10 protein-coding genes and 1 pseudogene are annotated in these 12,663 nt (G+C 44.1%); 3 read left to right on the top strand and 8 right to left on the bottom strand.

Annotated features, from left to right (window positions below; genetic code table 11):
- Positions 1-32: 32 nt before the first annotated feature.
- The 3 genes and pseudogenes from J5X94_RS03800 (at position 33) to J5X94_RS03795 (ending at position 2,113) form a co-directional block, all read left to right on the top strand.
- Complete coding sequence (locus J5X94_RS03800) at positions 33-1,055, top strand: hypothetical protein (protein WP_210540201.1); 1,023 nt, start codon at positions 33-35, stop codon at positions 1,053-1,055.
- 38 nt (positions 1,056-1,093) lie between these two features.
- A pseudogene (locus J5X94_RS14030) lies at positions 1,094-1,444 on the top strand (nuclease-related domain-containing protein); the annotation flags it as partial.
- The gene (locus J5X94_RS03795) at positions 1,445-2,113 is read left to right on the top strand and encodes a topoisomerase DNA-binding C4 zinc finger domain-containing protein (RefSeq protein ID WP_228293147.1); all 669 of its coding nucleotides are present in this window, start codon (positions 1,445-1,447) and stop codon (positions 2,111-2,113) included. It abuts the pseudogene before it with no gap.
- Positions 2,114-2,125: 12 nt separating this feature from the next.
- Here the strand turns inward: J5X94_RS03795 and J5X94_RS03790 are convergent, their stop codons facing one another.
- The 8 genes from J5X94_RS03790 to J5X94_RS03755 all read right to left on the bottom strand — a co-directional run bounded on the left by J5X94_RS03790 (position 2,126) and on the right by J5X94_RS03755 (position 12,516).
- Entirely contained in the window at positions 2,126-3,097 is a 972-nt protein-coding gene (locus J5X94_RS03790; protein WP_210540199.1) for a peptide ABC transporter ATP-binding protein, read from the bottom strand.
- Complete coding sequence (locus J5X94_RS03785) at positions 3,094-4,167, bottom strand: ABC transporter ATP-binding protein (RefSeq protein ID WP_228293146.1); 1,074 nt, start codon at positions 4,165-4,167, stop codon at positions 3,094-3,096. The genes J5X94_RS03790 and J5X94_RS03785 overlap by 4 nt, the downstream gene beginning before the upstream one ends.
- Position 4,168: 1 nt before the next feature.
- Positions 4,169-5,083, bottom strand: a complete 915-nt coding sequence (locus J5X94_RS03780; RefSeq protein ID WP_189580195.1) for an ABC transporter permease — start codon at positions 5,081-5,083, stop codon at positions 4,169-4,171.
- 156 nt (positions 5,084-5,239) lie between these two features.
- On the bottom strand, positions 5,240-6,256 hold the full coding sequence (locus J5X94_RS03775; RefSeq protein ID WP_189580197.1) for an ABC transporter permease: 1,017 nt from the start codon (positions 6,254-6,256) through the stop codon (positions 5,240-5,242).
- 176 nt (positions 6,257-6,432) lie between these two features.
- Positions 6,433-8,073: an ABC transporter substrate-binding protein gene (locus tag J5X94_RS03770; RefSeq protein WP_210540197.1), complete on the bottom strand. Its 1,641-nt coding sequence runs from the start codon at positions 8,071-8,073 to the stop codon at positions 6,433-6,435.
- Between the two features lie 604 nt (positions 8,074-8,677).
- Positions 8,678-10,321: a GMC family oxidoreductase gene (locus J5X94_RS03765; protein WP_210540195.1), complete on the bottom strand. Its 1,644-nt coding sequence runs from the start codon at positions 10,319-10,321 to the stop codon at positions 8,678-8,680.
- A 204-nt stretch (positions 10,322-10,525) separates the two neighbouring features.
- Complete coding sequence (locus J5X94_RS03760; protein WP_194619101.1) at positions 10,526-10,852, bottom strand: DUF779 domain-containing protein; 327 nt, start codon at positions 10,850-10,852, stop codon at positions 10,526-10,528.
- A 137-nt stretch (positions 10,853-10,989) separates the two neighbouring features.
- The gene (locus J5X94_RS03755; protein WP_210540193.1) at positions 10,990-12,516 is read right to left on the bottom strand and encodes an aldehyde dehydrogenase family protein; all 1,527 of its coding nucleotides are present in this window, start codon (positions 12,514-12,516) and stop codon (positions 10,990-10,992) included.
- Positions 12,517-12,663: the final 147 nt, after the last annotated feature.

Genomic DNA, 12,663 nt, shown 5'->3' with positions numbered 1-12,663 from the left:
GCGTTCAGTCTATCTTTTTTTTGGATAAAATTATGAGTGTGGCTTTATATCTCGACTTAGAAAGTCATAAAGGGAAAGGTGTTTATCAAGAAGTGCTGGTTGCACATATTGAGGATATTAAACGCATAGTAAGAGAATACGAGCCTTTAAAAAAATATGGTGACAATTTAACTAAAGCAATCTCTATAGATGTAGAAAAACCTACAAGGAAGATAAAAGATAGTCTTTTTAAATCATTATTCACTAAGATGAGCATTAAAAATAATAATCTTAATTTCGCTTCAATAAAACAGCGCGTAGAAGAATGTAATGGGTTTAGCACTCATGAGGTGCTATCTTCAAACCGATTTGAAGAACTAAATTTTAAACTATGGGATTTGTTTGCTCTCAGTGTCTGTAATGATCATCTATTATGTTTATTGAATCGAGGCGAATTGACAGTAGCTGAATATAGTTCTTTTTTTACAAATATAGGGATGCAAGTTTCATCTATAGACCAATCTTACTATCACCCCTTTTACCATGAAGTATATTATGTTGATGAGATAACAAGAATGGGTGAGTATGAGCAAATAATTATCAAGGATCAGTTGTATCCGACTATTATGTTTGGTGAATTACAGTTTTCGAGGGGTGGAGTAAGTGTCTACAATCACCCATGCATAGATAAATACTTGGCTGAAAAAAGCGATATGTATTTCACCAATCGCCGAAATAACCGATTATGTCATGACTTATCTCATGGTTGGGGACATAATTCGCGCTGGCGAACAGACTTTGTCAGAAATTACGAGACAGAAAAAGAATGGAAATTCAACGTAGATGGAGAAGTAGATCTTTCAAGTGCTGAAAGCTACAAACAGCATTATCGGCAGTATAAAGATGAGATACCAGTATCTGTATCAGCTGCGAAAGAGTTATTAGTTAATCGGTGTTTTATACACAAAAATATTATTCCACAAGAAATACAATCAGACTTATTTCCTTATGATTGGTATATAGACATTGCTAAAGATAATTTTAATTATGTGCAATGGTATAAAACGCTTTTATAAGTGTGTTTATTATCTAATAAAGTAGGACTAACTATAATATGTCCCTAAAATCCAGCTTCAAAGGTTTCCTAGGTGAAACCGTCATCAATGTCGCCATGTGGTTAAAACTAGAAAAAAACGTCTACCACCGACTAAACGGTATTACCTTGCCACGAGCCAACGGTGGTAGTACCCAGATCGATCATGTCATCGTCTCCGTATACGGCATCTTTGTCATCGAAACCAAAAACTATAAAGGCTGGATATAGGGTAGCGAGAAGCAAAGACAGTGGACACAAGCTTTCCCGAATGGAAGTAAATTCAAATTCCAGAACCCACTGCGCCAAAATTATCTACATATCAAAACGCTCGCAGATTTATTAGGGTTGGAGCTGAGCTACTTTCATTCGATGATTGCTTTCATCGGTGAATGTGAGCTGAAAACCCGTGATGAGTTGCCCGAACATGTATTGACGAGTGGTATGGTCTCTTATGTGAAGAAGAAACAAGATGAGATACTCACTGAAGACGAGGTTAAGTCCATCGTTGAGCAGATTAACAGTAATAGATTTAGTAAATCTTGGCGCACTAACAGAGAGCATAAAGCTTATCTAAAAGACAAGCATAGCCCGTCAAATAATCAGCCTAGCGTTAACGCTACTGATAAACCAATTGTTAAAACTGCCAGTAAGCCAATACCTGAGCCGATAGTAAAAGAAACCGCTAAACGAGCCACGCTAAAAAGTAGAGAAGTACTGCGATGGTCTGGTCAGACTGAGATTGAATCTAGCGATTTACCAATTGATAGCTTGAGTACTCAGCAGACAATTACACCGCATAATATTGCCGATAAAGTGTTTCTTACGCCATTCGAAATTGTAGAGCCTGAACTAGTAGCGAGTTCCTCTGAGACAGATGTGGTGATAGACCATACAGCTGATTTGATTCAAACACCAACCTGTCCGAGATGTAACGGTGAGATGATCAAGCGTGTTGCCAAAAAAGGCGCACGCCAAGGACAGTCCTTTTATGGGTGCGCGCAGTTTCCTAAGTGTCGCGGCGTAGTAAATATTGACTAATCTTTAGTTACTTTAACCATATATTTCTTCCAAACGTAAACAAGCCACCAATCGGCCGTCCCATTCGCGCAGTTGTGGCTCTATTTCGCTGCATTGCTGCTTGGCATATGGACAGCGTTTATGCAGGGCACAGCCGCTTGGTGGATTGAGCGGGCTTGGTAACTCACCTTGCAGAGTTAAGTCATTTTTATGACCACTGACCGTTGGTGCAGCAGCCAGTAGCGCGATGGTATAAGGATGTTTTGGCGCGTTATAAATTGCTTCTTTCGGGCCGTGTTCGACCGCTTGACCTAAATACATCACCATCACATCATCAGCAACATGACGTACGACCGATAAGTTATGCGAGATAAAGACGTAAGCGGTACGATACTCATCCTGCAAATCCATAAATAGATTTAAGACTTGTGCCTGAATCGATACATCGAGCGCAGAAGTTGGCTCATCAGCGACGACAATCTTAGGGTTGAGCATCATCGCGCGAGCAAGGGCAATCCGTTGGCGCTGACCACCAGAAAACATATGCGGATAACGGCCAGCATGTTCAGGACGTAGACCAACATTTCTCATCATCTCGTTGATTTTGTCACGCTTCTCTTCTTTAGAGAGTTTGGTATGGATATCCAATGGTTCAGTCAATTGATAGCCAATAGTATGGCGCGGATTCAAGCTACCATAGGGGTTTTGGAATACCATTTGAATTTCGGTGCGCAGCTCTTTAAGCGCCTTTCTACTATAGTCAGTGGTGCCTTCATCGTTGATAAATAGCTGACCATGAGTGGGCTCTTCGATCAGCGTCAGCTGGCGGGCAAGCGTAGATTTACCGCAGCCTGACTCACCAACGACTGCCAGTGTCTTGCCAGCTTCAAGCTCGAATGAGATACCATTGAGGGCTTTAACATACGCTTTTGCCTTACCCAAGCCTTGAGATACGGGGTAATGCTTGTGTAGATTGTCTGCTTTTAGGACCACTTTATTACTCATACTTGTGACTCCAATGTAGCAGCGTGAGAGATAGGGTTGCGAGAAGAAGGATCCGCATGAATACAGCGCACCTTGCCAGTAGGCGTGTCTAATATGGGCGGTGGTACTTCGCAGGTGGACTCTTTGTACGGGCAGCGAGGAGATAGTAAGCAACCGCTTGGGCGATCGTATTGACTGGGCACAACTCCTGGTAAGCTATTCAGTCGGTCTTGACCAATAGCCAGCTCAGGGATAGCTTGGAGCAATGCCTCAGTATAAGGGTGCGCAGGATTTTGAAAAATCTCCGGTACGGTACTAGTTTCAACCACTTGTCCGGCATACATGACCGCGACATCACGCGAGTTTTGCGCGACCAAACCCAAGTCGTGGGTAATAAGTACCATCGCCATTTGTTTTTCGCGTTGTAATCGGCTCAGCAAGTCCATGATTTGTGCCTGTACGGTGACATCAAGAGCAGTGGTTGGTTCATCGGCGATAAGTAGTTTTGGCTCACAAGCAATAGCCATCGCAATCATGACGCGCTGACTCATACCGCCTGATAGTTGATGCGGATAGACCTTGAGTCGGTTTCTCGCATCGGGCATTTCCACTAACTCTAGCAATTCTAAGATGCGTGTTTGTACAGCTGACCCTCGCAAACCAAGATGCTTGCGTAGTACTTCACCCAGCTGCATCTCAACCGTAAAGCTTGGATTTAGGCAAGACATCGCATTTTGAAAAATCATAGAGATGTCTTTACCAATGATGCCGCGCTTTTCTTTGGCTGGCATGCTAAGCATGTCTTTGTTATCAAACATAACTCGCTGAGCACGCACGGTCGCAGAGGGTGGCAACAGTCCCATTAGTGCCATCATAGTGACGGATTTGCCTGAGCCAGATTCACCCACCACGGCGATAACCTCGCCTTGTGTTATTTTCAATGACACATCATCGACGGCACGAAAAGCACGTACCCCTTGTCCAAAAGTGACGGACAGGTTTTCGATGTCTAATAGTAAAGGTGATTCTTTTGCTGATGCACCATTCATAGAGGTATGGCTGGTTGGCGTTTTAATTAATGGATCAATCATCTTAGGTCACCTGCTTTAATTTGGGATCTAGCGCATCGCGTAAGCCATCACCAGTCAAGTTAATCGACAGGGCAGCCAAGAAAATAGCGACACCGGGCCAAATAGCCAGCCAAACATTACTTTGAATATATTGACGTGCTGTACCGAGCATCGCGCCCCATTCGGCATCAGGTGGCTGTACACCAAAGCCTAAGAAACCAATCGCGCCTGCTTCTAAAATTGCAGAGGAAAAAATCATCGTCGCTTGTACGATGAGCGGCGCCATGCAGTTGGGTAGAATGGTCACAAACAATAACCTGAGCACACCAGCACCCATCACTTGCGAGGCAACAAAGTACTCACGTTGTAGCTCTACCATCGCAGTGGCACGTGTCAGCCGAATAAAGGGCGGTGTACAGACCAGTGCGATTGTAATAATCGTGTTGGTCATAGAAGGGCCTAAGATAGCGGCAATGATGATCGCCAATAGTAAGCTAGGATAAGACATTAAGATATCATTGACCAGCATCACCGCCTTGCCCCAAACTTTGGGCCAAAACGCAGCACTCAGTCCTAATGAGACACCCACCAACATGGCAAGAGTCGTTGCACTTAGACCGATAAACAAGGAGTAACGCGCGCCATACATCACCCGAGATAGGGTATCTCGGCCAGCATCATCAGTACCGAGCCAAAACATTGTATTGCCACCATCCAGAAAGGCAGGAGGCAATTGCTCTTGACCAGTAAATAATTCATAAGGGTCATGAGGGGCAATAGCAGGCGCGAGTATGGCAATAAGCACCATCAATGCCAGTACAATAAAACCAAGTACCGCGCCTTTATTACGGCAGAACGTCGATAAAAATAGCTGCCAAGACGAGGGCGGTGTCATGGCTGTAAGGTCAACATCAGAGGGAAGAACAGAAGGCTTCATGAGCATTTCCTATAGTGGCTAGCGCATCGAGCGTGTTTAGATTGTTGTTCCTAACAATCATTAAGATAATAATCATTATGAATTTGCTAAAAAATCCTAAAACCATGCAAGCGCTAATCTTCACTATTTATAATATGAGTATTTATCAATGTGAAATTAAGAAGTATGTCGAATACGCGGATTGATCAGACCATACAAAATATCAATAAATAAACTGACTAAAATCAAGGCGGTGGCGACCAATAAAATACCGTTTTGCACAATAGGATAATCACGGGTAAAGAACCCATCGAGTAGCCAATTACCAACACCTGGCCAACTAAAGATAGTCTCGGTAATAATAGCGCCAGCGAGCAATGTTGCCATCTGTAAACCAACAACAGTGACTACGGTAATCAAGGCATTGCGCATCACGTGTATCAGTATCACTCGCCGTGGTGATAAGCCTTTGGCTCGTGCCGTACGCACATAATCTTCATCCAACACCTCTAACATCGCTGAGCGTGTCATCCGCGCGATCATCGCTAAGGGAATGGTCGATAAAGCAATGGAAGGTAAGATAAAGTGCTTGACCACATTCCAAAATGCGCCAGGTTCTCCCGAGCTTAGAGAGCCGAGCAGCCATGATCCATACAATGGCTGGACATCTAAAAACTGTGCCACAGATATCACCCCAGCAACGGGCAGTAGACCTAGGTAGTGGGCGAATATGCCTGTGAGAATTGGCCCTAATAAATAGATGGGCATAGAGTACCCTGCCAGCGCCCCTGACATTAATGTGTAATCAATCCACGTGCCACGGCGTAGCGCGGCAAAGATGCCTAAGCTCACACCAATGACGCTAGCAATGACGATGGCGCACAACGCCAACTCTAAAGTGGGTACAAAATGGGCAAAGAAATCTTGTAATACGGGGGTTCGAGTACGGAAGGACTCACCAAAATCACCTGTTAAGATACCGGTCAAGTAATCCCAATATTGGACGATGAGAGGTTTGTCTAATCCTAGCCTTTCTAGGGCACGCGCATGTAGCTCTGGATCAACCATACGCTCACCCATCATAATCTCGACGGCATCTCCAGGTACGAGACGAATGAGAGTAAAGGTTGATAGCGTTAAGCCAAGATAGACAGGAATGAGAATGGCAATACGACGCAGAATATAAAGTAGCATGGGCTGCTCAATAGTTGTGGTTCAATGATTAGAGTATTGGTAGTGATGAGAGTGTCGGTGACAGAACGCTTAACGAAGCGCTTAACTCATATGAGTTCGGCTGGAGCAGAGTATCTGACCCAGCCGAATATAAATGAATCAATCGTATGTGTCGTACCGAAATTAATCAGTTAAGATTATTCGACTTTCACACCATCGAAACGTATTGAGCCAAGCGGGCTAATCTTATAATCAACTACGTTTGGTGCGGTGAATACCGTCACGACTGAATGCGCCATCGTCGTCCAAGGTAGCTGCTCTTTGAATATTTGCTGAGCTTGCTCATACTCATTGATGCGTTCGTCTTGATTGTTGATCTGACGAGCGTTGGTCACTAAATTATCAAAGTCTTTATTACACCAGCGCGAATAGTTGTTTCCGCCGACAGCGTCACAAGACAATAATGAACCCAGCCAGTTGTCAGGATCACCATTGTCACCCGTCCAACCCGCTAGAATCACATCAGGCTCGCCTTTAGCAGCGCGCTTTAGATACTCACCCCATTCATAAGTCACAAGATTGGTATCAACACCAATCTTAGCCCAATCTGCTTGGAGCATTTCAGCCATGAGTTTGGCATTAGGGTTGTAAGGTCGTTGAACTGGCATATACCATAGATTGATAGACAGATTGTCTGCACCCGCTTCTTTGATAAGGGCTTTTGCTTTTTCAACGTCATAAGGCGCATCTTTGAGGGATTTGTCGTAGCCCCACTGCGTTGGCGGCATAGGGTTGGTCGCTTTGAGACCTTCGCTCTGATAGACCGCATTGATAATAGCGTCTTTATTGATGGCCATATCTAATGCTTGACGGACTTTCAGATCACTAAGCTTAGGTTTTTCCACGTTGTAGCCGACGTAGCCGACGTTGAAGCCAGGCTGATCAAGGACCGTGGCTTTGCCTGATTTTTTGACAGATTCAATTTCGGCAGGTTTTGGGTAAGCAGATACATGACACTCGCCCGCTTGCACTTTTTGAGCACGAACCGCTGAATCTTTGGTGATAACGAAGACCAGATTGTCGATATGGATGTCGTCTTTGTTCCAATAATCTGGATTCTTGGTATAACGAATTTGCGCATCTTTTTGATAGGAAGTAAAGACGAAAGGTCCAGTACCAACTGGTTTGGTATTAATATCAGCCGCATTGCCATCAGCCATCAATTTGTTGGCGTATTCAGCAGAGTTGATATAAGCAAAGGGCATCGCTAGGTTCTGTAAAAACGGTGCATTGGTCTCGCTGAGCGTAATTTTGACAGTATAATCATCCACCTTTTCGATATTGGAGATGATATCAGGCAGCCCCATACCGACAGAATATGGGAATTCAGCAGGATAGGCCTTGTTAAAGTCAAAGTCTGGGTTGGTTATGCGTTCTAGCGTGAAGAGAATGTCATCTGCATTAAAATCTCGGGTGGCAGTAAAGTAATCAGTCTTACCAAATTTGACGCCTTCGCGCAGATTGAAGGTGTAAGTCTTGCCATCTTCGCTGACATCCCAGCTTTCAGCCAGTCCTGGTTGAATTTCGGTACCCGCTCTTTTGAATTCTACCAAGCCGTTGTAGATGGGGAAGGCGCTCGCATCAAAATCAGTGCCTGAAGTATACTGTGCCGGATCGAAACCAGCGGGGCTACCTTCTGAGCAATAGAGCAACGTTTTAGCTGCTTTGGCATCTGAGCTGGCAGCAGAGTCATCGGTGGTTTTGTTGTCTCCACTACAGGCACTAATACCCAAGGCAAGCGTCGTCAACATCGTAAGTTTGAAGAGTGAGTTCTGCATTATTACATCCTATGTAATGATAAATAGCCGCCAATATAGTTATAGTTTCGCTTTCGAAACGTAAATATAACTGACGAGCTTCTAATTCCCTTTAGAATAGTATTTATATGATATTTTCAGTATGCAAAATAAAAAATGAATGAGGTTGTATTCGCCTGAATTCAGATTGCAAAAAATACCAATATAAATAAGTCGTTTAAATATACTCTTTCAAACAGTAGTAACGCAAGCCATCTCTAAGATAATTTTGATAGAAAATGTACCGTTTTAATATCTTTATTTCCGAATGTATTAGGGCTTGTCCTTGTTTTTAAAATGAGGACAAGCCCTAATACACTAATAGCCACTGAATTTAGCGATCTAGCGCAGCTTGTCGATTTTTTCGACAGTCTAAAGCTAGAAGATAGATTGTTAGGGTCTGTATTTGAATATTCAACAGACCCTAATATAGAATAGTCTAAATAAGTCCTAAAAATAGCGACGAAAAAACATGAGCCAGATTTTTATACAATCGGCTTATTCTCATTTTTTTGAATATAAAGTTTTTAGTAGATAAGGTTTTTAAAAAAGAGCACCCATAATAAGGTGCTCATCCTTCTGTATCTTATGAAATAGCTTGCTCAACATTTTCATGTTTAGCTTTGATAAGATCGGCCATTTTCTCAGCAATCATAATCGTTGGTGCATTGGTATTGGCGCTAATCAGCGTTGGCATCACTGAGGCATCAATCACGCGTAATCCACGCACACCGCGTACCTTTAACTCTAAGTCAACCACTGAGCTCTCATCTGAGCCCATGCGGCAAGTGCCCACCGGATGGTAGATAGTGTCCGACTTGTTGCGAATATAGCCAAGCATGCCGTCTTTTTCGATATAAGGGGCAGGGTAGTCTTCGGTAATATATTTGGCCATTGGCGACTCTTGCATAATGGCTCGCGTACGCTCAGCGCCTGCCACCATATACTCTACATCTTTGGGGTCAGAGAGATAGTTTGGATCAATCAATATCGCGTCTGAGGGATTGGCAGAGTCAAGCCTGACGGTACCGCGGCTTTCAGGGCGTAGATAACAGGTATGACAAGAAACGGCAAAGCCACGTCTAAGATCACGTCCATGTTCAATTACGCGAGAGATGACAAAATGCAGCTGAGTATTTGGCCACTCTTGTGGGTCGTCACCGACACTAAAGAACGCGCCTGCTTCTGCATAATTGGTAGATAACAGACCTGTGCCATCTTTTCTCCATTGACGAATGCTTTTGGTCAAGGTTGAAATAGTCGCCATACCAAGACCGATGACATCAGTGGTATTGACCTCGTAATCAAAAACGACGTCTAAATGATCTTGTAAGTTACCGCCAACGTCGGGTGCATCTACCACCACCTCGATGCCATGAGACTGCAAATGTTCAGCAGGACCAATGCCCGATAGCATCAAGACTTTAGGGGAGCCAAAGGCACCGCCTGATAGTATGACCTCTTGGTGCGCCATCACACTATGCTCGACACCGTCTTTTTCGTACGCCACCCCGACGGCTTGATTGTCTTTAATAATGACACGGTTGGCTTGCGCATGAGTAATGACCGTTAAGTTCGGGCGATTTTGGACGGGATGTAGATAGGCGGCTGCGGCAGAGCAGCGTTGCCCTTGTTTTTCTCCGTGGAAATGGGTGACTTGATAGAGACCTGCACCGTCTTGTTTTTTGCCGTTAAAGTCATCATTTTTATCTAAACCATTGGCAATGGCAGCTTCTACAAAGGCTTTTGAGATGTCACGTGGACTTAGTAAATCGCTGACATGAAGTGGTCCACTATCACCATGCAGCTCGTCGCTACCATGGATATTGTTTTCTGCTTTAATAAAGTAGGGCAGTACATCATCAAAACCCCAGCCTGTGCAACCTTGCTCGACCCAGCGTTCATAATCAAGCGCACTGCCACGGGTATAAATCATGGCATTGATAGCGGAGGAGCCACCCAAACATTGACCGCGCGGTTGAAAGCCGCGTCGGTTATTAAGGTGTTCTTGAGGGGTGGTATGAAAGCACCAATTATTTAATTTTAGTGGCTTGCCCGGTACCATTAAAATCAGTCCAGCAGGGACACGAACTGCCAAGTCTTTGCCGTCACCACCGTACTCTAATAAGCAAACACTGATATCTGGGTTTTCTGTGAGACGGCTGGCGAGCACACAGCCTGCTGAACCGCCACCAACGATGACGTAATCAAAATTTTTGTCAAATTCCATTTTATATTCCTTATAGCATCCATGCTAATTAAAACGCGCACATTAAAGTAGGGTACGCTTTACAATATCTATTATTTTGCTGAAATAATAAAATAAAAATGACTCTGCGGTATCTATTTGCGTAAGCACTATAGAACAGACTGGCTTAAGGATATTAAGCTCATCGTTTAGAGTTTACGCTGTCTGATTTTGTACCAAACGCCCTTATACCGCACAGACTTCTGAGCGTACGATAAAGCGTTTACCTTCAGGTATTTCTAGCGAAAAGCTGGCACCGCGTCCATTGACGACATCGATAGTCAAATCGGTATGTTGCCATAGGTTATATTGTGCTTTGCCCATATAAAATGGACAACCAACCAGCTCACTGACGAGGACGTCTTGTCCACCCACTTTAAATTCGCCCAATGGGTAGCACATGGGCGAGCTGCCATCACAGCAGCCACCCGATTGATGAAACATCAGCTCGCCATGCTTAGATTTTAGTAATTCAATTAATGCTTTGCAGGATTCTGTCGCCGTGACTTTCATAACTAACTCCTTGTAACTTATGAATGGCTCATTCTTATCGAGACTTTTCACTCTTATCGAGACTTTATTAAAGCAAAAATGCAACCTACCTTGCGACAGATTGCATTGATTTATTTAGAAAACAACCAAAGACTGATTTAAAAGAAACCCATCGCTTTAGGACTGTATGAAACCAGCATGTTTTTGGTCTGCTGATAATGATCGAGCATCATTAGATGGTTTTCACGACCAATACCAGACTGCTTATAACCGCCAAACGCTGAATGTGCAGGATAGAGGTGATAGCAATTCGTCCAAACGCGCCCGGCTTTGATGCCACGACCGAAACGATATGCACGAGTGCCGTTACGTGTCCAGACACCAGCACCTAGACCATATAAGGTATCATTGGCCAGCGCCATCGCTTCTTCATCATCTTTAAAGGTAGTGACAGCAAGCACAGGACCAAAGATTTCTTCTTGGAACACGCGCATGTCATTCGTACCTTCAAAGATAGTTGGCTGCACATAATAACCGTTTGCCATGTCGCCATCATGTTTGGCAAGTTCGCCACCGACTAAGACTTTGGCACCTTCTTTTTTACCGATATCGAGGTAAGAGAGGATTTTTTCTAGCTGATCTGAGCTGGCTTGAGCACCAATCATGGTATCGGTATCAAGCGGGTTACCCATTTTGATGGCTTTAACGCGGGCAATACAACGCTTCATAAATTCATCATAGATGCTTTCGTGTACGAGTGCGCGTGATGGGCAAGTACAAACTTCGCCTTGGTTTAGCGCAAACATCACCAAACCTTCGACGGCTTTGTCTAGGAAGTCATCGTCTTCGTCCATGATATCGGCAAAGAAGATGTTTGGACTTTTACCACCCAGCTCTAGCGTTACGGGAATGATATTTTCACTGGCGTATTGCATGATTAAGCGACCAGTGGTGGTCTCACCCGTAAAGGACACTTTATCGATACGTGGATTAGAAGCAATTGGTTTACCAGCTTCTACACCAAAGCCATTAATGACGTTCAGTACGCCTTTAGGCAGAATGTCCGCTGCACCTATTATGTCAAGCATAAATAAGACAGACGCAGGGGTTTGCTCGGCAGGCTTTAGGACGACGCAGTTACCCGCTGCAAGTGCAGGCGCAATTTTCCAGATCGCCATTAGAATAGGGAAGTTCCAAGGGATGATTTGACCGACGACACCAAGTGGCTCATGAAAATGATAGGCAACGGTATCTTCATCAATTTGGCTAATGCCGCCTTCTTGTGCGCGAATCACACCAGCGAAGTAACGCAAATGGTCGATGGCGATTGGAATATCTGCGGCGAGGGTTTCACGTACGGGTTTGCCGTTCTCATAGCTCTCGGCAATAGCGATAGCCTCTAAATTGGCTTCGATACCATCGGCAAGTTTGAGCAACATATTAGAGCGTTCAGTGACACTGGTTTTGCCCCACGCGTCTTTTGCTGCATGAGCGGCATCTAGGGCAGCTTCAACATCTGCTTCTTTAGAGCGTGCGATCTGACAGAAGGTTTTACCATCGATTGGACTTGAGTTGTCAAAATATTCGCCATCAATGGGGGCTACCCACTCACCATTGATAAAGTTGTCGTATTTTTCGCGGAACTGGACGGGACTGTTTTCAGTATTGGGATAAGCGTATAACATTAACCACTCCTTGTTGTGTATTATGGCTATTTAAAATAGGGTTACTTAAAGTATAGTCAGGTGAAGTGTATAGTCACATGAAGATAAATACTTGGTCTTCCTGAACAAGTTATCACCCTATCGTACTGAGCTTTGGTGCGGAACGAT

It is taken from the genome of Psychrobacter sp. K31L, assembly GCF_017942195.1.
GTDB lineage: Bacteria > Pseudomonadota > Gammaproteobacteria > Pseudomonadales > Moraxellaceae > Psychrobacter > Psychrobacter glaciei.
This window is presented reverse-complemented; position numbering and strand designations above follow the sequence as displayed.